The 20,917-nt window shown below is 59.3% G+C and carries 18 protein-coding genes; 10 read left to right on the top strand and 8 right to left on the bottom strand.

The annotated features are described in order from the left end of the window. Positions 1 to 30: 30 nt before the first annotated feature. The 3 genes from IB250_RS18765 to IB250_RS18755 all read right to left on the bottom strand — a co-directional run bounded on the left by IB250_RS18765 (position 31) and on the right by IB250_RS18755 (position 2,855). Positions 31 to 588 (bottom strand): L-threonylcarbamoyladenylate synthase, encoded by a 558-nt coding sequence (locus IB250_RS18765; RefSeq protein ID WP_192345196.1) that lies wholly within the window; start codon positions 586 to 588, stop codon positions 31 to 33. A gap of 54 nt (positions 589 to 642) precedes the next feature. After that, the gene (gene dprA / locus IB250_RS18760; protein ID WP_192345195.1) at positions 643 to 1,749 is read right to left on the bottom strand and encodes a DNA-processing protein DprA; all 1,107 of its coding nucleotides are present in this window, start codon (positions 1,747 to 1,749) and stop codon (positions 643 to 645) included. A gap of 80 nt (positions 1,750 to 1,829) precedes the next feature. Continuing rightward, on the bottom strand, positions 1,830 to 2,855 hold the full coding sequence (locus tag IB250_RS18755; protein WP_063342017.1) for a LysM peptidoglycan-binding domain-containing protein: 1,026 nt from the start codon (positions 2,853 to 2,855) through the stop codon (positions 1,830 to 1,832). 169 nt (positions 2,856 to 3,024) lie between these two features. Between IB250_RS18755 and def the strand changes: the two genes are divergently transcribed. The 5 genes from def (at position 3,025) to IB250_RS18730 (ending at position 7,712) form a co-directional block, all read left to right on the top strand. After that, positions 3,025 to 3,531, top strand: coding sequence for a peptide deformylase (gene def, locus IB250_RS18750; protein WP_192345194.1), 507 nt, complete (start codon positions 3,025 to 3,027; stop codon positions 3,529 to 3,531). Positions 3,532 to 3,602: 71 nt separating this feature from the next. Beyond that, complete coding sequence (gene fmt, locus IB250_RS18745; protein ID WP_192345193.1) at positions 3,603 to 4,562, top strand: methionyl-tRNA formyltransferase; 960 nt, start codon at positions 3,603 to 3,605, stop codon at positions 4,560 to 4,562. Continuing rightward, positions 4,559 to 5,869, top strand: coding sequence for a 16S rRNA (cytosine(967)-C(5))-methyltransferase RsmB (gene rsmB / locus IB250_RS18740; protein WP_192345192.1), 1,311 nt, complete (start codon positions 4,559 to 4,561; stop codon positions 5,867 to 5,869). Before fmt ends, rsmB begins: the two co-directional genes overlap by 4 nt. A 23-nt stretch (positions 5,870 to 5,892) precedes the next feature. Beyond that, complete coding sequence (gene trkA, locus IB250_RS18735) at positions 5,893 to 7,266, top strand: Trk system potassium transporter TrkA (RefSeq protein WP_192345191.1); 1,374 nt, start codon at positions 5,893 to 5,895, stop codon at positions 7,264 to 7,266. A gap of 131 nt (positions 7,267 to 7,397) precedes the next feature. Then, positions 7,398 to 7,712, top strand: a complete 315-nt coding sequence (locus IB250_RS18730) for a tetratricopeptide repeat protein (protein ID WP_192345190.1) — start codon at positions 7,398 to 7,400, stop codon at positions 7,710 to 7,712. A gap of 124 nt (positions 7,713 to 7,836) precedes the next feature. Here the strand turns inward: IB250_RS18730 and IB250_RS18725 are convergent, their stop codons facing one another. Together IB250_RS18725 and tag are read right to left on the bottom strand one after the other, a co-directional pair. Further along, positions 7,837 to 8,724 carry a lysophospholipid acyltransferase gene (locus tag IB250_RS18725; protein WP_008007909.1) on the bottom strand — a complete coding sequence of 296 codons (888 nt, stop codon included), beginning with the start codon at positions 8,722 to 8,724 and terminating at the stop codon, positions 7,837 to 7,839. A 40-nt stretch (positions 8,725 to 8,764) separates the two neighbouring features. Further along, positions 8,765 to 9,322 carry a DNA-3-methyladenine glycosylase I gene (gene tag, locus IB250_RS18720; protein WP_063342022.1) on the bottom strand — a complete coding sequence of 186 codons (558 nt, stop codon included), beginning with the start codon at positions 9,320 to 9,322 and terminating at the stop codon, positions 8,765 to 8,767. Positions 9,323 to 9,403: 81 nt separating this feature from the next. On the opposite strand from tag, the gene glyQ reads away from it, so the two are divergent. The 4 genes from glyQ to IB250_RS18700 all read left to right on the top strand — a co-directional run bounded on the left by glyQ (position 9,404) and on the right by IB250_RS18700 (position 13,813). Continuing rightward, positions 9,404 to 10,357, top strand: coding sequence for a glycine--tRNA ligase subunit alpha (gene glyQ / locus IB250_RS18715; RefSeq protein WP_003213601.1), 954 nt, complete (start codon positions 9,404 to 9,406; stop codon positions 10,355 to 10,357). Then, positions 10,354 to 12,408 (top strand): glycine--tRNA ligase subunit beta, encoded by a 2,055-nt coding sequence (gene glyS / locus IB250_RS18710; protein ID WP_192345189.1) that lies wholly within the window; start codon positions 10,354 to 10,356, stop codon positions 12,406 to 12,408. Before glyQ ends, glyS begins: the two co-directional genes overlap by 4 nt. Before the next feature lie 4 nt (positions 12,409 to 12,412). Beyond that, a complete protein-coding gene (gmhB, locus tag IB250_RS18705; RefSeq protein WP_162830932.1) occupies positions 12,413 to 12,952 on the top strand; it encodes a D-glycero-beta-D-manno-heptose 1,7-bisphosphate 7-phosphatase in 540 nt (179 codons plus the stop codon). A gap of 81 nt (positions 12,953 to 13,033) precedes the next feature. Further along, positions 13,034 to 13,813, top strand: coding sequence for a lysophospholipid acyltransferase family protein (locus IB250_RS18700; protein ID WP_063342023.1), 780 nt, complete (start codon positions 13,034 to 13,036; stop codon positions 13,811 to 13,813). Positions 13,814 to 13,994: 181 nt separating this feature from the next. On the opposite strand, the gene IB250_RS18695 is transcribed toward IB250_RS18700, so the two are convergent. Together IB250_RS18695 and IB250_RS18690 are read right to left on the bottom strand one after the other, a co-directional pair. Then, positions 13,995 to 16,307, bottom strand: coding sequence for a CHASE2 domain-containing protein (locus tag IB250_RS18695; protein ID WP_192345188.1), 2,313 nt, complete (start codon positions 16,305 to 16,307; stop codon positions 13,995 to 13,997). Positions 16,308 to 16,325: 18 nt separating this feature from the next. Continuing rightward, entirely contained in the window at positions 16,326 to 17,312 is a 987-nt protein-coding gene (locus IB250_RS18690) for a FecR domain-containing protein (RefSeq protein ID WP_412548346.1), read from the bottom strand. A 390-nt stretch (positions 17,313 to 17,702) separates the two neighbouring features. On the opposite strand from IB250_RS18690, the gene IB250_RS18685 reads away from it, so the two are divergent. Beyond that, positions 17,703 to 18,422 (top strand): response regulator transcription factor, encoded by a 720-nt coding sequence (locus IB250_RS18685; RefSeq protein ID WP_192345186.1) that lies wholly within the window; start codon positions 17,703 to 17,705, stop codon positions 18,420 to 18,422. Between the two features lie 72 nt (positions 18,423 to 18,494). On the opposite strand, the gene gyrB is transcribed toward IB250_RS18685, so the two are convergent. Then, on the bottom strand, positions 18,495 to 20,912 hold the full coding sequence (gene gyrB, locus IB250_RS18680; protein WP_007902994.1) for a DNA topoisomerase (ATP-hydrolyzing) subunit B: 2,418 nt from the start codon (positions 20,910 to 20,912) through the stop codon (positions 18,495 to 18,497). Positions 20,913 to 20,917: the final 5 nt, after the last annotated feature.

Here is a 20,917-nt window from a genome sequence, read left to right as displayed (position 1 = left end):
GCTTGCTCGCGAATGGGGCCACCACAGGTCTTAATCCGGGCGCACAACGTGGCCGGTCGCCAGATCGCGAATCACGCTCGGATTCTTGCGCCCGCCCAGATTGCCGCCCAGCACCCAATCAAGCTGCCCGCGAAAATACTGCTCCACGCGAAGCCGCGTCCGCGCCGCCGGCCGCCCCTGAGGGTTGGCCGAAGTTGAAACCAACGGCCCGACCAACGCACACAAATCCCGCACCAGTGGGTGATCGCTAACCCGCAACGCCACCGTTTCATGCACACCGGTAATCCACTGGGGCAACATATTCTGATGCGGCACCAGCCAGGTGTTCGGACCCGGCCAGGTGCTGGCCATGCGGTCCATCCACAATTCAGGGAAGTCTTCGAAGAGGAAGTCGAACTGGCGAATATTGTCGGCCACCAGAATCAGGCCTTTATCCACAGACCGCCCCTTGATCAGCAGCAGACGATCCACCGCCTCTTCGTTCCACGGGTCACAACCCAGGCCCCAGACAGCTTCGGTTGGATAGGCAATGACCGCCCCAGCGCGAATTTCTCGTGCGGCTTGTTGCACACGCCAACTGTTAACCATGAAAGACTCTCCGGAATAAGGCTCTGCGCAGTTTACCGATCTTCCATGCAAAACCTAGCGTCCCCGTGCAAGCCAGCGGCCACTTTCACAGACCGCACGGCCGTCCATTTCCAGTTCCGTCAGCGCTGCCAACACTTTCGACAATGCCCAGCCGCTGGTGATCGCCAAGGCTTCGCTGGTATGGGGCGCCGCGTGGAGCAACATGAGCAGCGGATGAGTCTCTGTCGTCTGCGGCGTTTCTGAGGATAACGGCAGCCGTTGCCAGCCGCGCAAGGCTTCGAGGATGTGCTCGATGGTTTCTACCAGCACCGCACCGTCGCGGATCAGTTGATGGCAACCCTTTGCCCCAGGGTGATGGATCGACCCTGGAATCGCATACACCTCACGCCCCTGTTCCGCCGCCAGCCTGGCGGTGATCAACGAACCACTGGCAACACTCGCCTCGACCACGAGCACGCCGAGGGACAAACCGCTGATGATTCGATTGCGCCGGGGGAAGTTGCTGGGGGAGGGGCCGGCGTCCAGCGGGAACTCCGAAAGGACCGTGCCTCCCGAAGCGATCATGGTGTCCGCCAGTCGCCGATTGCGCTGTGGATAAAAATTTTCCAGCCCCGTGCCAAGTACGCCGACCGTTTGCCCGCCAACATCCAGAGCCGCCTGATGCGCGGCAGCATCGATGCCCAGGGCCAGACCGCTGGTGATGACAAAACCGGCGCCGGCCAGCGTGCGGGAAAACGCGGCGGCGGTGTCCATGCCCGGTCGCGAAGCACGACGGCTGCCGACCATCGCCAGCTGTGGTTTTTCCAGTATTCCCGGATCGCCTGCGGCGAATAACAGCGGCGGCGCATCACTGATTTGCGCCAGCAACGCGGGGTAGTCAGGTTGGTCCCACATCAGTAAATGCTGGCCCGGGCGCTCTAACCAGGCCAATGCATGACTGGCGCCGTCACGAATTTCGCTGGAGCGCCGGGCTTCCGCGCAGGCGAGTGGCAGGCCCAATGCACGCCAGGCGCTAGCCGGTGCGCTGATGGCTTTGGAGGCAGAGCCGAAGGCCTCTAGCAACTTCTTGAAACGCGCAGGGCCGAGTCCCGGCAAACGGTGCAGGCGTAAACGAGCTTCCAGTTCCGCAGGGGAAATGGACGTACAGGCAGACAGCGACATAGATCATCCTTGATCGTTATAGAGTCCCATCGAATCGGGAATAAGCTGTGGATAACTCTGTTGGTAACTTGTGAGCAGGCTTAAGGATTTCGCACCTTGTCCATCACCGCCAGGGAGCGCGATGCGTTAAGGACAAGCCCGTAGCTGAGCTTGTCGTAGGTGCGAAAGACCATCAGCAAACCGGCCCGCTCGTCGGGAATTTTCAAAGGCTGACCGGTGATCCGGTCACGCACGGTTTCACCGGTTTTCATCACCACCAGCACATTGCCTTCGGCCAGGCCATCGCGCTGCCCTTTGTTCAGCGTGACGACATCCAGCGCGCCGATCTGGGTGACCCCTCGCGGTACATCAATGATCAAGCCGTTGATTTCGGTTGTCGGTGCACTGGGCATGAAGGTCGAATTGATCGAGCGCTCTTCACCGCCGAACAGCCGGTCGCCGAGTCGCACTTCCTGAGTGGTGCGTTGCAGGGCCAGGGTGGCGACGTCGCCTTCAGTGGCAATGATTTCGCCGCCCCCGATGTCGTCGGCGTTGATCCCCAGAAACTCCTTGCTCTGCGGATCGGTGTAGACCTTGCCCTGACGGAAGATGCCGTACACCGGTTGTGCCGGGTCGAAATGGCCACGCGCGAATATTCGATCACCGGTGCCGCTGAGCACCCGTTCGGCGTCGCCAGCAACGATGTAGGGCGCCTTGTCGAAATCCTCTGCCTTGTCGACGATGCGATTGCTCAGCAGAAAGCTGTTGATGGATTTCAGCGGAATGCTCGGAATGGCATCGGCCACCGGCGAGCTGCGGATTCGTGGCGAAAGCTTGATGGTGCCCCGGGAAGCGCCGCGATTGAGGGTCAGGCGTGGCTGACCGTTGACATAGACCAGCGACAGCGTATCGCCCGGATAGATGAGATTGGGGTTTTCGATCTGTGGATTGGCCTGCCAAAGCTGCGGCCACTCCCATGGCTCACGCAGGTATTTGGCGGAAATGTCCCAGAGTGTGTCCCCTGCCACCACGGTGTATTGCTGTGGAAAACCTTCCCTGAGTTGCACTTGCCCGTGCGCAAAACCGGCCGAGGCCAGAAGGAGCAAGGCGAGTAGTGATTTCCTCATGCGGTGAATCCCTTTATTATGTACGTTCGCGTGAAACGCCAGAGCCCTCGTGGCTCGCTTCCGGCTCATTATTGAAAAGCGGGAAGCTACGTTCACAACGGTAGCCTGCATCCTCGGACTCGCCAGGCCATCGACCCGACTTTACCTCACACGTGCAGCAATTGAGCTTATGGCCATTTTAGACATCCTCGAATTCCCCGACTCGCGCCTGCGCACTATCGCCAAACCAGTGGCCGTAGTGGACGACGAAGTGCGTCAGTTGGTCGATGACATGTTTGAAACAATGTATGAAGCGCCAGGCATCGGCCTCGCCGCGACCCAGGTCAACGTGCACAAACGTATCGTCGTAATGGACCTCTCCGAAGACCGCAGCGAACCGCGAGTGTTCATCAACCCAGAGTTCGAAGTCCTGACTGACGAGGTGGACCAATATCAGGAAGGCTGCCTCTCGGTGCCGGGCTTCTACGAAAACGTCGATCGCCCGCAAAAGGTCAGGATCAAGGCCCAGGACCGCGACGGCCAACCGTACGAACTGATCGCCGAAGGCCTGCTTGCGGTATGCATCCAGCATGAATGCGACCACCTCAACGGCAAATTGTTCGTTGATTACCTGTCCACGCTCAAACGCGACCGGATCAAGAAGAAACTGGAAAAGCTCCATCGCCAGAACGCTTGATGCCCTTCTTTCAAAGGCTTGCCGCGGCAAGCCTTTTTCTTTTGCGACTGCTTTGTAATTGAGAGCTTCCCATGACTGAGCCACTGCGCATTGTCTTTGCCGGTACCCCGGAATTCGCCGCCGAACACCTCAAGGCTCTGCTCGACAGTCCTTACGAGATCGTTGCGGTCTACACCCAACCGGACCGTCCGGCAGGCCGTGGGCAGAAGCTGATGCCGAGCCCGGTCAAGCAGTTGGCGCTGGAACACAACATCCAGGTGTTGCAACCTCCAACCCTGCGCAACGAAGACGCTCAGGCTGAACTGGCCGCACTGAAACCGGATTTGCTGGTGGTGGTCGCCTACGGGCTGATCCTGCCGCAAGTGGTGCTGGATATTCCGCGTCTGGGCTGCATCAACAGCCACGCTTCCTTGCTGCCACGCTGGCGCGGTGCGGCGCCGATCCAGCGCGCCGTTGAGGCGGGCGATAGCGAAAGCGGCGTGACCGTGATGCGTATGGAACTGGGTCTGGATACCGGGCCGATGTTGCTCAAAGTCACCACGCCGATCAGTGCCGAAGACACCGGCGGCAGCCTCCACGATCGCCTCGCAGAGATGGGCCCACCGGCCGTCGTGCAGGCGATTGCCGGCCTGGCTGCAGGCACTCTGGAAGGCGAAGTGCAGGACGACAGTCTCGCCACCTACGCACACAAATTGAACAAGGACGAAGCACGCATTGACTGGAGCCGCCCGGCGGTTGAGCTGGAGCGTCTGGTTCGTGCTTTCAACCCTTGGCCGATCACCCACAGCACGCTGAACGGCGAAGCGCTGAAAGTGTTGGCTGCGAGCCTGGCCGAAGGGCAGGGCGCGCCGGGTGAAATCCTCAGTGCCAGCAAGGACGGCTTGGTCGTCGCCTGCGGTGAACAGGCGCTGTGCCTGACCCGTCTGCAATTGCCCGGTGGCAAGGCGCTGAACTTCAGCGACTTGTTCAACAGCCGTCGTGAGAAATTCGCCGTCGGCACCGTTCTCGGTCAAGCGGCGGACGCTCAATGAATCCACGTCTGGCTGCCGCCAAGGCACTTGCTGCTGTTCTTAACGGAAAAGCCTCACTCAACAGTTCTCTGCCGACGCAAATGGACAAGGTCGAAGACCGTGATCGCGGCTTCACCCAGGACCTGGCGTTCGGCACGGCTCGCTGGCAGCCACGTTTGTCGGCGTTGGCGGCCAAATTGCTGCAAAAGCCGTTCAAGGCAGCTGATGCCGATGTCGAGGCGCTGTTGTTGGTCGGTCTCTACCAACTGCTCTACACCCGGGTTCCGGCCCACGCGGCCATCGGCGAAACCGTCGGTTGCGCCGACAAACTGAAAAAGCCGTGGGCCAAAGCCTTGCTCAACGCCGTTTTGCGCCGCGCCCAACGGGAAAGCGAAGCGCTGCTGGCCGAGCTGGAGCACGACCCGGTGGTGCGCACCGCTCACCCGCGCTGGCTGCAAAAATCCCTCAAAGCCTTCTGGCCCGAGCAGTGGGAAGCCATTTGCGCGGCGAACAACGCTCACCCGCCGATGATTTTGCGGGTCAACCGTCGCCATCACACCCGCGATGCTTATCTCGGGTTGCTGACTGAAGCGGGCATCGCTGCCACGCCGTGCATTTACAGTCAGGACGGCATTATCCTCGACGCCGCTGCCGACGTGCGCAGCTTGCCGGGTTTCGCCGAAGGCTGGATCAGCGTGCAGGACGAAGCCGCGCAACTGGCCGCCGATCTGCTGGACCTGGCGCCAGGCCAACGGGTGCTGGACGCCTGCTGCGCACCGGGCGGCAAGACCTGCCACATCCTTGAAGCCGAGCCCAAACTGACCGGCGTGGTGGCTGTAGATCTGGAAGCCAAGCGTCTGGTGCGGGTGCGGGAAAACCTTGCACGCCTGGGCCTGAGCGCCGAACTGATCGCCGCCGACGGCCGCGACACCGCGACCTGGTGGGACGGCAAACCGTTCCAGCGCATTTTGCTGGACGCGCCGTGCTCGGCCACCGGGGTGATCCGTCGTCACCCGGACATCAAACTGACCCGCCAACCCGATGACATCGCCGCGCTGGCGGTACTTCAGGGCGAATTGCTCGACGCTATGTGGATAACGTTGGAAATGGGCGGCATTCTGCTTTACGCCACCTGCTCCACGCTGCCGACCGAGAACACCGAAGTCATCGAAGCGTTCCTCGCTCGCACGCCGGGTGCCCGTGAACTCGATATCGCCAGTCAGGCCGGCATCAAGCAGCCCCATGGTCGCCAATTACTGGCCCAGGAGGGCGGCCACGACGGGTTCTACTACGCCAAGCTGATCAAGATTGCCGCCGCGCGCGGTTAACCGGATTTCAAGGGAGTGACTGGATGAAAATCATCATCCTCGGCGCAGGGCAGGTCGGCGGTTCGCTGGCGGAACACTTGGCCAGCGAGGCCAACGACATCACCGTGGTCGACACCGATGGCGAACGCCTGCGTGACCTCGGCGATCGGCTGGACATCCGCACCGTGCAGGGTCGCGGTTCGCTGCCGACCATCCTGCGTCAGGCCGGTGCCGACGACGCCGACATGTTGGTTGCAGTGACCAACAGTGACGAAACCAACATGGTGGCCTGTCAGGTCGCTCACACCTTGTTCCACACACCGACCAAGATCGCCCGGGTCCGCGAAGCCGCGTACCTGACCCGCGCCGAACTGTTTGATAACGAAGCGATTCCGGTCGATGTGCTGATCAGTCCGGAGCAAGTCGTTACCAACTACATCAAGCGCCTGATCCAGCATCCGGGTGCGTTGCAGGTAATCGACTTCGCCGAAGGCAAGGCGCAACTGGTGGCAGTGAAAGCCTATTACGGCGGTCCGTTGGTGGGTCAGCAACTGCGACAGCTGCGCGAACACATGCCGAATGTCGAAACGCGCGTTGCGGCGATTTTTCGTCGTGACCGACCGATCCTGCCCCAGGGCGATACGGTGATCGAAGCCGACGACGAAGTATTTTTCATCGCCGCCAAAGCGAATATTCGCGCGGTAATGAGTGAAATGCGCCGCCTCGACGAGAGCTATAAACGCATCGTCATCGCTGGCGGCGGGCAGATTGGCGAGCGTTTGGCCGAGGCCATCGAAAGCCGCTATCAGGTGAAGATCATCGAGATGAACCCGGCCCGCTGCCGCCATCTCTCAGACACCCTCGACAGCACCGTAGTGTTGCAGGGCAGTGCCTCCGACCGCGACTTGCTGATGGAAGAGAACATCGCCGACGCCGACATCTTCCTGGCACTGACCAACGACGACGAAGCCAACATCATGTCCTCGCTATTGGCCAAGCGCCTGGGCGCGAAGAAGGTGATGACGATCATCAACAACCCGGCCTACGTCGACCTGATCCAGGGCGGCGACATCGACATCGCCATCAGCCCGCAATTGGCAACCATCGGCACCTTGCTGGCCCACGTGCGGCGCGGCGATATCGTCAGCGTGCACTCATTGCGTCGAGGTGCGGCGGAAGCCATTGAGGCCATCGCCCACGGTGATTCGAAGTCGAGCAAGGTGATCGGCAAGGCCATTGAGAATATTGGCCTGCCACCAGGGACCACCATTGGCGCGATCATCCGTGATGAAGAAGTGATCATCGCCCACGACAATACAGTGATCGAAGCTGGCGACCATGTGATTCTGTTCCTTGTGGATAAGAAGCATATTCGGGATGTGGAGAAGCTATTCCATGTGGGGTTGAGCTTCTTCTGATGATCGTTCCCACGCTCTGCGTGGGAATGCCTCAACGGACGCTCCGCGTTCGGCTTTGAATGGGACGCAGAGCGTCCCGGGCTGCATTCCCACGCGGAGCGTGGGAACGATCACTGACTGAGGAAGCACCGATGATCGAATCCCTGGAAAAAATGCTCGCCAAGGGTGTGGATAACTCCCTGCTGCGTTTCGGGTTGGGCAAGGGTTATCTGGATCTGGGTGAAAATGCCAAGGCTGCAGAGCATTTCCAGCGCTGCGTCGAGTTCGATCCGAAGTATTCGGCGGCCTGGAAGCTATTGGGCAAGGCGCATCTGGCGCTGGCGGATTACGCGGCGGCGCGTCAGGCCTGGGAACAGGGCCTGGAAGCCGCCAGCAACCATGGCGACAAACAGGCCGAGAAGGAGATGACGGTGTTTCTGAAAAAGCTTGAGCGTCAGGCGCACTGATCAGAGGCCAAAGATCAAAAGATCGCAGCCTGCGGCAGCTCCTACGGGGGTGTACGCCCTGCCTTTTGTAGGAGCTGGCGAAGCCTGCGATCTTTTGATCTTACCGGGATTATCCGCAGCAGCATCAGTACCAGCGTTCTTCGCCCGGCGGACGCTTCTTGAAGCGTTTCATGCTCCACATGTACTGGCTCGGATAAGCTCGCACATAGCGCTCGACCACCTGACTCATCGCCGCACAGGAGGTTTCGGTATCGGTGCTGTACATAGCCTCCGGGGCGGCTTCGAGGATCACTTTGTAACCCGAACCGTCCGGTAGTCGCAGGGCATGCAGGAACACACCGACCGCTTTGCCGCCGGCCAGCATGTTCGGCACGAATTTACTGGTCAGGGCCTGAGTGGCGAAGAACGGCACGAAGATCCCGGCGGATTCGGCCGGTTCCGGATCAGCCGGAATGCCCACTGCCCCCCCTTTGCGCACTTCCTTGATCACGCTGAGGATGCCTTCCTTAGTGGAAGCGGCCACCCGGTTACCCAATTGCACCCGCTGCTTGCGCAGCAACTCATCCACCGCCTTGAGCTTGGGCGGACGGTAGAAAATGATCGGTTTGCACTGGTTGCAATAGAAGTGGTTCAACACTTCCCAGTTGCCCAGGTGGCTGGTGATGCCGACCACACCTTTGCCGGAGGCGAGGGCGTCTTTAAGCACATCGAGACCTTCGACTTCGCGCACCAGGTCGATGGAACGCTGAGCCGGCCAGATCCATGCGCAGGCGCTCTCGGTCAGGGACTTGCCGATGTCTTTCAGGCTCTGTCCGACCAAACGCTCGCGTTCGGCCGGGTCCATCTGCGGAAAGCATTTGGCGAGGTTGATCCGCACCACGTCGCGGGAACGGTTGGGGGTTTTCCACATGATCCAGCCAATTGCTGAACCCACCGCCTGCACTGCCCGCCATGGCAGCAGGGCAAACAGACGCAGAGCGCCTACCAGCAAGGCGCCTTTCAACTTATCCACAGGTCACTCCTGATCTTGTGCTGTGCGCGAGGCGGCTATTCTAACCGCCGTTCGCCAAGGTGGCGTAGCGATCGCAATCCCGGGTGTGGTCCATGACCATGCCGGAAGCCTGCATCAACGCGTAACAAATGGTCGGGCCGACGAACGTGAATCCGGCTTTTTTCAGGCCTTTGCTCATCTCGACGGCAACCGGTGTCACGGCCGGCACTTCACTGCGATCCTTGAAATGATTGATCACCGGCGCTCCGCCGACGAACGACCAGAGAAACGCCACCGGGTCCTCCAGCGCCAGCCAGGCCTGGGCATTGCGCCGGGCGGCATTGAGTTTGAGGCGATTGCGGATGATCCCCGGATCGAGCATCAATTCATCGATTTCCGCGTCGCTCATCTGTGCCACACGCTGCACGTCGAAGCCAAACAGCACCTCGCGATAACGCTCTCGTTTGCGCAACACAGTGATCCAGGAAAGCCCGGCCTGGAACCCTTCGAGCAAAAGCAACTCGAACAAACCCTGCGCATCGCGTAGCGGCGTGCCCCACTCCTGATCGTGATAAGCCATGTATAGCGGATCTTCGGTACACCAAAAGCAGCGTGGCATAAGGCTCCAGGGGGCGTGCGCAGGACCGAATCGGGTATACTCCCGCTCTTTAAATCGCAGCCCAAGAAACAGGTGAATTTCGTGAGCCAGCCTACGCCAGCCGTGCGTACCTTCCAAGACTTGATCCTCGCCCTCCAGCAATACTGGGCCGAGCAAGGTTGTGTGGTACTTCAGCCCTACGATATGGAAGTAGGCGCCGGCACTTTCCACACTGCCACGTTCCTGCGCGCCATTGGCCCGGAAACCTGGAACGCCGCTTATGTGCAGCCCAGTCGTCGCCCGACTGACGGCCGCTACGGCGAAAACCCGAACCGTCTGCAGCACTACTACCAGTTCCAGGTAGTCCTGAAGCCGAACCCGGACAACTTCCAGGAACTGTACCTGGGCTCCCTCAAGCACGTGGGCCTCGACCCGCTGGTGCACGACATCCGTTTCGTCGAAGACAACTGGGAGTCGCCAACGCTGGGCGCCTGGGGTCTGGGCTGGGAAGTCTGGCTCAACGGCATGGAAGTGACGCAGTTCACTTACTTCCAGCAAGCGGGCGGCATCGAGTGTTACCCGGTGACCGGCGAGATCACTTACGGTCTGGAGCGTCTGGCCATGTACCTGCAAGGCGTGGACTCGGTCTACGACCTGGTCTGGGCTGACGGTCCGTTCGGCAAAGTGACCTACGGCGACGTGTTCCACCAGAACGAAGTGGAGCAGTCGACCTACAACTTCGAACACGCCAACGTCGAGAAGCTGTTCGAGTTGTTCGACTTCTATGAAAGCGAAGCCAAGCGCCTGATCGAACTTGATCAGCCATTGCCGTTGCCGAGCTACGAAATGGTGTTGAAGGCTTCCCACACCTTCAACCTGCTGGATGCGCGCCGGGCGATCTCGGTGACCGCGCGTCAGCAATACATTCTGCGGGTCCGCACCCTGGCGCGTTCCGTTGCGCAAGCCTACCTGCTGGCTCGCGCCAAGCTGGGCTTCCCGATGGCGACCCCGGACCTGCGTGATGAAGTACTGGCCAAGCTGGAGGCTGCACAATGAGTGCTCAAGATTTTCTGGTTGAACTGGGCACCGAAGAACTGCCACCCAAAGCCCTGAATACCCTGGCCGAAGCGTTTATGGCCGGTATCGACAAAGGCCTGCAAGCTGCCGGCCTGAACTACGAAACCAAAACCGTCTACGCCGCGCCACGTCGTCTGGCCGTGCTGATTACCGCGCTGGCGACCCAACAGCCGGATCGCAGCATCAACCTCGACGGCCCGCCGCGTCAGGCCGCGTTCGATGCCGAAGGCAACCCGACTCAAGCAGCCCTGGGCTTCGCCAAGAAGTGCGGCGTCGACCTGAGCGAGATCGATCAGAGCGGTCCAAAACTGCGCTACAGCCAAAGCATCGCCGGCAAGCCGACCGCGAGCCTGATGCCGACCATCGTTGAAGACTCCCTGAACGACCTGCCTATCCCCAAGCGCATGCGCTGGGGTGCTCGCAAAGAAGAATTCGTTCGCCCGACCCAATGGCTGGTGATGCTGCTTGGTGACCATGTCATCGACTGCACCATCCTCGCCCAGAAGTCCGGCCGCGATTCCCGTGGTCACCGCTTCCACCATCCTGAAAGCGTGCGCATCACCTCGCCGGCCAACTACCTGAGCGATCTGCGTGCGGCTTATGTGCTGGCCGACGCCAACGAGCGTCGCGAGCTGATCAGCAAGCGCACCGAAGAACTGGCGACGCTGCAGGAAGGTACGGCGATCGTGCCGCCGAGCCTGCTCGACGAAGTGACCGCGCTGGTTGAATGGCCGGTGCCGCTGGTGTGCTCGTTCGAAGAACGCTTCCTGGACGTGCCGCAAGAAGCGCTGATCACCACCATGCAGGACAACCAGAAATATTTCTGCCTGCTGGATGCCGACGGCAAGTTGCTGCCTCGTTTCATTACCGTGGCCAACATCGAAAGCAAAGACCCGCAGCAGATCATCGCCGGTAACGAGAAAGTGGTTCGCCCACGCCTGACCGACGCCGAGTTCTTCTTCAAGCAAGACAAGAAGCAGAAACTCGAAGACTTCAACCTGCGTCTGCAGAATGTGGTGTTCCAGGAAAAACTCGGCAGCGTCTACGACAAGGCCGAACGTGTTTCCAGGCTCGCCGCGTTCATCGCTCAACGCATTGGTGGCAACCCGGCCTGGGCTTCCCGTGCCGGCCTGATGTCCAAGTGCGACCTGGCGACCGAAATGGTCGGCGAGTTCCCGGAGATGCAAGGTGTCGCCGGTTACTACTACGCCCTCAACGACGGCGAGCCGGAAGAAGTCGCCCTGGCGCTGAACGAGCAGTACATGCCGCGCGGTGCCGGTGCTGAACTGCCGACCACCCTGACCGGTGCGGCCGTGGCCATCGCCGACAAGCTCGACACGCTGGTGGGTATTTTCGGTATCGGCATGTTGCCAACCGGGAGCAAAGACCCATACGCCCTGCGCCGTGCTGCGCTGGGTGTGTTGCGGATCCTGATCGACAAGAAGCTCGACCTCGACCTGAACGACGCCGTGGCGTTTGCCGTGAATGCGTTCGGTACCAAGGTCAAAGCTGCCGGTCTGAATGACTCGGTGCTGGAATTCATCTTCGATCGTCTGCGTGCCCGTTATGAAGACGAAGGCGTTGATGTCGGGACTTACCTGTCGGTCCGTGCCCTGAAGCCGGGTTCGGCGCTGGATTTCGATCAGCGTGTACAAGCGGTAGAAGCGTTCCGCAAATTGCCGGAAGCCGCAGCCCTGGCCGCTGTGAACAAGCGTGTTTCGAACCTGCTGAGCAAGGTCGAAGGCTCTGTTCCTTCGGTCGTTGAAGCCAAGTACTTCGACAATGCCAACGAGTTCTCCCTGTATTCGGCGATCCAGCAGGCTGACCAGGCTGTTCAGCCAATGGCCGCTGCGCGTCAGTACAGCGAATCGCTGGCACGTCTGGCCGCCTTGCGCGAGCCGGTGGATGCGTTCTTCGAAGCGGTGATGGTCAACGCCGAAGATGCCAAGGTGCGAGCCAACCGCTATGCGCTGCTGGCGCGTCTGCGTGGCTTGTTCCTCGGCGTCGCCGACATTTCGCTGCTGGGCTAAGGGGTTGCTGTTGAAACTGCTGATTCTCGATCGGGACGGAGTGATCAATTACGACTCCGACGCATATATCAAGTCGGTGGAGGAGTGGATTCCGCTCCCCGGTTCGATCGAAGCGATCGCGCAGTTGAGCAAGGCCGGCTGGACGGTGGCGGTCGCTACCAACCAGTCGGGCATCGCTCGCGGCTATTACGACATCGCCACCCTGGATGCCATGCACGCTCGCTTGCGCGAGCTGGTGGCGGAGCAGGGTGGCGAAGTCGGGCTGATTGTCTATTGCCCGCACGGGCCAGACGATGGCTGCGATTGCCGCAAGCCAAAACCCGGGATGTTGAAAACCATCGCCGCGCATTACAACGTTTCGCTGACGAATCTATGGTTCGTCGGCGATACTCTCGGTGACCTGGAAGCCGCCAAAGCCGTCGACTGTCAGCCAGTTTTGGTAAAGACCGGGAAAGGCGAAAAGACTCAGGGCAAGACCCTACCGGCAGGCACCTTGATTTTTGACGATCTGGCGGCGATTGCCGCGGAACTTATCCACAACTAAGGCTCTTCTGACATCCTGGCCAAGGACTGATCGGGAGTGCGCTTGAATAGGCGGGCAGTGCCCGCAACGGTAAATATCGCCATGTCGATACTGCAGGCCATCAGAACTTTTCTCTTTTACCTGCTGCTGGGCACCAGCTCTTTGCTCTGGTGCACCCTGAGCTTTTTTATCGCGCCGTTTCTGCCGTTCAAGGCGCGTTATCGTTTTATCAACGTGTACTGGTGCCGCTGCGCCTTATGGCTGAGCAAAGTCTTTCTGGGTATCCGTTACGAAGTGAAGGGTGCCGAGAATGTGCCTGACCAGCCTTGCGTGATTCAGTCGAATCACCAGAGCACCTGGGAGACATTCTTTCTCTCGGCGTATTTCGAGCCGCTGAGCCAGGTGCTCAAGCGCGAACTGCTCTACGTTCCGTTCTTCGGCTGGGCCATGGCGATGCTGCGACCGATCGCCATCGATCGCGGCAATCCGAAAGCTGCGCTCAAGCATGTGGCGAAGAAGGGCGATGAGCTGCTCAAGGACAAGGTCTGGGTACTGATCTTCCCGGAAGGGACTCGCGTTCCCTATGGCACCATCGGCAAGTTTTCCCGCGGTGGCACCGCGTTGGCCGTCAATGCGTCATTACCGGTACTGCCGATTGCGCACAATGCCGGCAAGTTCTGGCCAAAAACCGGTTGGGCGAAACAGCAAGGCGTGATCACCGTGATCATTGGCGCGCCGATGTACGCCGAGGGCAGTGGGCCGCGAGCCATTGCCGACCTGAATGATCGGGTGCAGGCCTGGAACGAACAGATGCAGCGCGAGATGGGCTCGCTGCCAGCAGCCCCGGCAGCCCCGAGTGCGACCGATCAAGTGGCTGTCTGAGATTCTGTGGATAACCTGTGTACCGTTTTGTTGAAAAACGTCGTTTTTAGTTTTTAAGCTTATGATTTACATACATATTTCTTAAGCAAATAAAACGTCGAAAAAGGTGCATAAGTTTATTTCGGACGTAAAAAAACCGGCTGATATGCCGGTTTTTTTATGCTCGCTGAAAACGTCTGGATTACTCGCTCAATAGCGGTAACTGGATGCTGAACGTCGAGCCTTGCCCCACCACGCTACGACAGGAAATCCTCCCGCCATGACGATCCACCACCGCCTTGACCATGGACAAACCCAGCCCCAGGCCGTCACTGCCGTGAGCCGAGGTAAAACGCCGATACTGACTGAACAACTCAGGAAGTTCATCGACAGCAATCCCTCGCCCCTGATCGGCGATCTCGCACAGTAGCCAACCCTCGGCACAACTCACCCGCACTGAGATCCGCGAGCCCGCCGGACTGTACTTGATAGCGTTTTCCAACAGGTTGAACAGAGCCCGTGTCAGTAGCGATTGATCGGCCAGGACCAGCGCTTCAGCGTCTTCGTCGAGGTCATGCAGCAACTGAATGTTCTTCAGATGAGCGATGCTCGAGGCCTGGTCGAAGGTATCGAGTAACAACATCGCGAACATGCTCGGCTGAAACTGATAGGCCTCGGACTCGGCTTTTGCCAACTGCACAAAAGCCTCGGTCAGGTTCAGCGCCTTGCGCACTTGTAACTCGATCTGGCTGAACACTTGAGTGTCACCCGGCACCTGATGCCGCTGGACGTCGAGCAAGGCGAGTATCGCCGAATGGGGAGCCCTGAGGTCATGGGACAAAAAGCGCAGCAACACGGCTCGCTGTTCTTCGGCGTCGCGCTCGACGCTCAAGTCAGTGAGGCTCAGTAGCCAGCCAATTACAGAGTCGCCTTCGGCCGGCAACAGTGGTGCCAGGTCCAGACGCAGGCTGCGTGCCTGGGTGTCACGAAACTCCAGCGGCTCCAGGGTCGACAACGCAGATGGCATTCCGTTGGACGGCACCGGGTAACCCAAGTCGCTCAGTTGCTCGAGCATGTCCTCGCCCACCAGGCCACGACCGAATACCTCTCGAGCCTTGCGGTTGGCCAGCAGAATACGCCCGTGCGGATCGCTGATCAGCGTCGCCACCGGCAGGTATTCAAGCCCGTCGGCAATGAAACGTCGGGTATCACGGGTCCGGCTCATGGCCTGCTCCAGCGCGACGATTTGCCCTTGCAGCACATCACCGGCCGGGGCCTGGGTGCGACGACGTTCGGGAAAGACTTTTGGCTCGCCATCCAGGCGCGCCAGTTCCCAGCCGAAATAGGCGAGCACCGCGTTCAGTCTTCGCCAATTCCAGATCAGGTAGCCCAGCATCATCCCTAGCAGGCTCGCCGCCGGTGACCACCACCAGCCAAGCCTCAACAGTACACCCGAGCCCAGCAGAGCTGCCGCCATTGCACCCAAAGTCAGCCATAAGGCGCGACGCGGACGCACCAGCAACAGGCCCAGCAACTCCCCGACAATCATCATCGACAGTAACGCCGCCAAGCGCTCATCGAGCTCCACGATGTTGCGCTGTTGCAGCAGCCCGTTGAGGATATTCGCCTGAATCTCAACGCCCGGTGTGGTGCCGATGCTGGCCGATTGCGGTGTCACGTAGCGGTCGCCCAGGCCTGCAGCGGTTGAGCCGATCAGGATCAAGCGATCGCGCAGCAACTCGGGCGGAACTTCGCCGCGCAATACGCTGACGTAGGGCACCGTGGGAAACCCCACGTCGGTATGGATGAAAGGAATCCGTATTTCATGGGCTCGCTGCCAGCCTTGTGCCGATGGCAGGGCCGGGGTACCAGGCATCGGTACATTTCCCTTATCGGTAAGGGATTCTTCGTACAGCAGCCAGGCCAGTTGCGGGCGTGCTTTTTGCGCCGGGCCTTCGCTTAAATACACGCTGCGCACGATCCCATCGGCGTCCGCTTCGGCATTGATGTGCCCGACGCCTTTAGCGCAATGGCTCAGCGCAGCCACCGGTTCAATTTCTCCCAAGGGCTGCCCATAACGTGCGACGCCTTCGCGCAACAGCGGCACGAAAACATTCCCGGCCCGACAGACCGCCTGGACCAAAAGCTGATCGTTGGCGGGATGGCTATCGGGTTCGCTGAAAATAACGTCGAATAGAACGCCTTTAACGTTCGCAGCGCTGAGCCGATCCAGCAGTTGCGCGTGCATGGCCCGCGACCACGGCCATTGGCCAAGCTGCTGCAAGCTGTAGTCATCGATCGTGACGATGAGTATTCGCGGATCCACCGGCAGCGGACTCAACCGACGCAGGTTGTCATACAGCAGATTGCTCAGGGCCAGCCCCTGATTCATGGACAGCATCGCCGTCAGCGGCAACAGGATCAGACAGACCCACAGCCACTCGCGGACCATCCGCTGAAACAATCGCTGAGCCTGGGTCGGCTCGCGGTCATCCTTCCTTGGTCGTCTCTTCATCGGTCGTCGGCCAGGGCGCTATTGGACACGCGTGGTCCTGGGGTAATAGAAAATGTCATACACCCCGGTCTCTCCCTCTAAACCCTGAGCGTCATAGGCCGACAGGCGAACATGATAGAAAAACGCTTTCAGCCCGCGGAACTTGACCTCTGGTGTGCTGGAAAACTGCTCTTGCTTGATGTCCAGAAAGGCTGCGTCGGTCGCCACTTGCGCCCGGTAACGCTTAGCTCCTTCGATCGGCTTCATGATCAATTGCCAGACAGGCACATTCCCCGTCTGACCGGCCTGACCTAATAAACGTGGAGCGGGTAACAAGTCGATTGGCGTCAGCGTGCCTTGTTTCTGAATACGCAAACCCTGGCGGGCCATGACCTGGACTTCGTCAGCTTCAACGCCCTTGGGGCGTTTGGCAACGGGCCGGGCAGGGCGGAAATCCGACGTTTTTTCATCACGATTGACCGCCACTTGCCCGTTCAACACTTCCAGCAGCGCCTCGCCACCGCCATCGTTGCGCACCCGAAAGTGCGTCCCCCTCACGCCCAGTACACCGACCGGCGTGACGATCTGAAAGCGATCATGGTCGCTGGCACGTTTGATCACATACGACTCAACCTGGCCCTGCTCAAGAATGACCTGAGGGATCGAATGTTCTTCATTGAGGTGCAGGGTGATATGGGAACTGGAGGGCAACACTACCCGCGAACCATCACCCAGGGCCAGGCTGACAAATGCCGAAGGCGAGGTTTTGACGCCTTCCTGCTCGTCGATCGACATACCTTCCTGCAGCGGCGTCTGCTTGCCTTTGGCGTCCAGCTTCCAGGCTTCGCCGGTCAGATGCTCGACCGTTGCCGGCAGCGGTTGACCACGACATTGTTGGTTTTGATCGATATAAGGCAAGCGTTTTGCCAAAGAGACTGCCGCCGATGCACTCTGGGAGAGCAATCCCATCAGGCCGGCAACCAGTAAAAGACAGACGCCAGAATGGCGTGGGAGCAATAAGGTCATGGGGTTCATGGATTGGCTTTTATGCTCTTATGAAAATCACGCCGGGTAACGCACACAAGTATTTGACGCACGATACCTGAGCGGACGCTCTGGCAGATAGCCATGGGAGCAAGGATATTGGAGATGACACATCCCTGTGTCGGAGCCGAGCAGGCACTCCGTGTGTTTCCCCTGAGCAGGGTACCGCCGAAAACCGGCGATCGACGGGCCTGCAAAGTGACTTGGCGCTCCCTGCGCCGGAGCACATCCCAATGCCCCTGTGCCGCTCAGCGACAACGAATTTACCGGCATAAATGACCTTCGCAGCAATTCGCCACAATTGTTCAGATTCGATCAATCAGCCTAAACTCCCGTAGGAATTTCACTAACGAGATGAAGGAACTACTCGGCATGCGTGTCGCAATACTGGATGACGAGCCCGCTGAACTGCGCCGGGTTGAACAGACACTGCGACAGATCCCCGTCACGGGTGAGCAGGCATGGACGCTGCATTGTTTCGAGCGGGGAGAGGACTTGCGACGGCAACTCCGGCGCGAAACCTTCGATCTGCTGATCCTCGATTGGCAACTGCCCGATATCAGCGGTCTGGCTTTGTTGCGTTGGACCCGTGAACACATGGATGTGCCACCGGCCGCGATCATGCTCACCAGTCGCGATACCGAAAGCGATATCGTCCAGGCGTTGAACGCCGGGGCCGATGATTACGTGAGCAAACCGTTTCGTCCCAATGAGTTGATGGCTCGGGTCAGCGCGGTGCTTCGTCGGCATGGGCTGCAACGCGCCGCGGCCACCGAAATACTGACCTTCAATGACCTCGAATTCGATGACGCCGAACTCACCGTCACCCGCGCCGCCACCCCCATCAGCATGACCGAACGGGAATACCGTCTCGCCCGTTGCCTGTTCGCCAATCTGGGCCGACCTTTGTCCCGCGAATACTTGTATGAGCGCTTTTGGACCCACGAAGAAATAGTATCTTCCCGCCCGTTGGATACTCATATTTATCGCCTGCGCAACAAGCTGGGCCTGACGGCCGATCGCGGTTGGCAACTGCTGACGATTTACGGGTATGGGTATCGGCTTGAGAGCGTGGCCAACACTAGCGCGTGACGACTTTTCGGCGATCAATAAAAAAGGCCAACGCTAAGCGTTGGCCTTTTTCGTTTTAGCGGTCCTGCCGGATCAGAAGTCCAGGTTGGAAACCGCCAAGGCGTTACTTTCGATGAAGTCACGACGAGGTTCGACCGCATCCCCCATCAGGGTGTTGAAGATCTGGTCTGCGCCAATGGCGTCTTCGATGGTCACTTTGAGCATCCGGCGCTGGCTCGGGTCCATGGTGGTTTCCCACAGCTGATCGGGGTTCATTTCGCCCAGACCTTTGTAGCGCTGGATGGTATGACGCTTGGTGCTTTCAGCCATCAGCCATTCAAGTGCTTCCTTGAACTCGGTGACCGGCTTCTTGCGCTCGCCACGCTGGATGTACGCACCGTCGTCCAGCAAGGTGCTCAATTGAGCGCCCAACGACACGACCGTCTTGTAATCGTTGCTGCCGAAGAAATCGCGGTTGAAGGTGATGTAGTTCGACAGGCCGTGGGAGATCAGCTCGACCTCTGGCAGCCAGACGTTACGTTCACGGTCTTCACGCAGGCTGGCTTTGTAAACCAGGCCGGATTTCTCGACGGTGCGCAGGCGAACTTCGAACTGAGCCATCCAATCCTGCATCGCTGCATGATCGGACAGTTGCTCCATGCTCACCGCTGGCAGGTAGATGAAGTGCTCGGTCAGTTCCTGTGGGTACAGGCGCGACAGGCGCTTGAGGGTCTTCATCACCAGACGGAAGTCATTCACCAGACGCTCGAGGGCTTCGCCGGAGATACCCGGGGCTTCTTCGTTCAGGTGCAGGCTCGCGTCTTCCAGGGCCGACTGCGTCATGTACTCTTCCATGGCGTCGTCGTCTTTGATGTATTGCTCTTGCTTGCCTTTCTTGACCTTGTACAGCGGCGGCTGAGCGATGTAGATATAACCGCGTTCAATCAACTCCGGCAACTGACGGAAGAAGAAGGTCAGCAACAGGGTACGGATGTGCGAACCGTCGACGTCAGCATCGGTCATGATGATGATGTTGTGATAACGCAGCTTGTCGATGTTGTACTCGTCGCGGCCAATGCCGCAGCCCAGCGCGGTGATCAAGGTGCCCACTTCTTGCGAAGAGATCATCTTGTCGAAGCGTGCCTTCTCGACGTTCAGGATCTTGCCCTTGAGCGGCAGGATGGCCTGGGTGCGGCGGTTGCGTCCCTGCTTGGCGGAACCGCCAGCAGAGTCACCCTCCACGAGGTACAGTTCGGAGAGGGCAGGGTCTTTTTCCTGGCAGTCAGCCAGTTTGCCCGGCAGGCCGGCGATGTCCAGCGCGCCTTTACGGCGGGTCATCTCACGGGCCTTACGCGCCGCTTCACGCGCACGCGCCGCGTCGATCATCTTGCCGACGACCAGTTTGGCTTCGTTCGGGTTTTCCAGCAGGAAGTCAGAGAAGTACTTGCCCATTTCCTGTTCGACCGCGGTCTTCACTTCGGAAGACACCAGCTTGTCTTTGGTCTGGGAGCTGAACTTCGGATCCGGCACTTTTACCGAAATGATCGCTGTCAGGCCTTCGCGGGCATCATCACCGGTGGTGGCAACTTTGTGCTTCTTCGCCAGACCTTCAGCTTCGATGTAAGTGTTCAGGTTACGCGTCAGTGCGGAACGGAAACCCACCAGGTGAGTACCGCCATCGCGCTGAGGGATGTTGTTGGTGAAGCACAACAGATTCTCGTTGAAGCTATCGTTCCACTGCAGGGCGATTTCCACGCCGATGCCATCTTCACGCTGGATGTTGAAGTGGAACACCTGGTTGACCGCAGTCTTGTTGGTGTTCAGGTATTCAACGAACGCACGCAGGCCACCTTCATACTTGAACAACTCTTCCTTGCCGCTGCGCTCGTCCTTGAGGACGATGCCGACACCGGAGTTGAGGAAGGACAGTTCACGAATCCGCTTGGCCAGGATGTCCCAGCTGAAGTGGATGTTCTTGAAGGTTTCAGCCGAAGGCTTGAAGTGGATCTGGGTGCCGGTGGTTTCGCTTTCGCCAACGATCTTCATCGGCTCTTGCGGAACACCGTGGACGTAAGTCTGTTCCCAGATCTTGCCGCTGCGGCGAACGGTCAGGATCAGTTCTTTGGACAGTGCGTTCACCACCGACACACCTACACCGTGCAGACCGCCGGATACCTTGTAGGAGTTGTCGTCGAACTTACCGCCGGCGTGCAGCACAGTCATGATGACCTCGGCCGCCGAGACGCCTTCTTCTTTATGCACGTCTACCGGGATGCCACGACCGTTGTCGCGAACGGTGATGGACTCGTCCGGGTGGATGATGATGCTGATGTCATCGCAATGGCCGGCCAAAGCTTCGTCGATCGAGTTATCGACCACCTCGAACACCATGTGGTGCAGACCACTGCCATCGTCAGTGTCACCAATGTACATACCGGGACGTTTGCGTACGGCATCCAGGCCTTTCAGCACTTTAATGCTCGTTGAGTCGTACGTATTTTCTTCGCTCAATGCCT

It is taken from the genome of Pseudomonas sp. PDM09, assembly GCF_014852305.1.
GTDB lineage: Bacteria > Pseudomonadota > Gammaproteobacteria > Pseudomonadales > Pseudomonadaceae > Aquipseudomonas.
The sequence above is the reverse complement of the archived record's forward strand: the minus strand, read 5'-3'. Positions and strand labels throughout refer to the sequence as shown.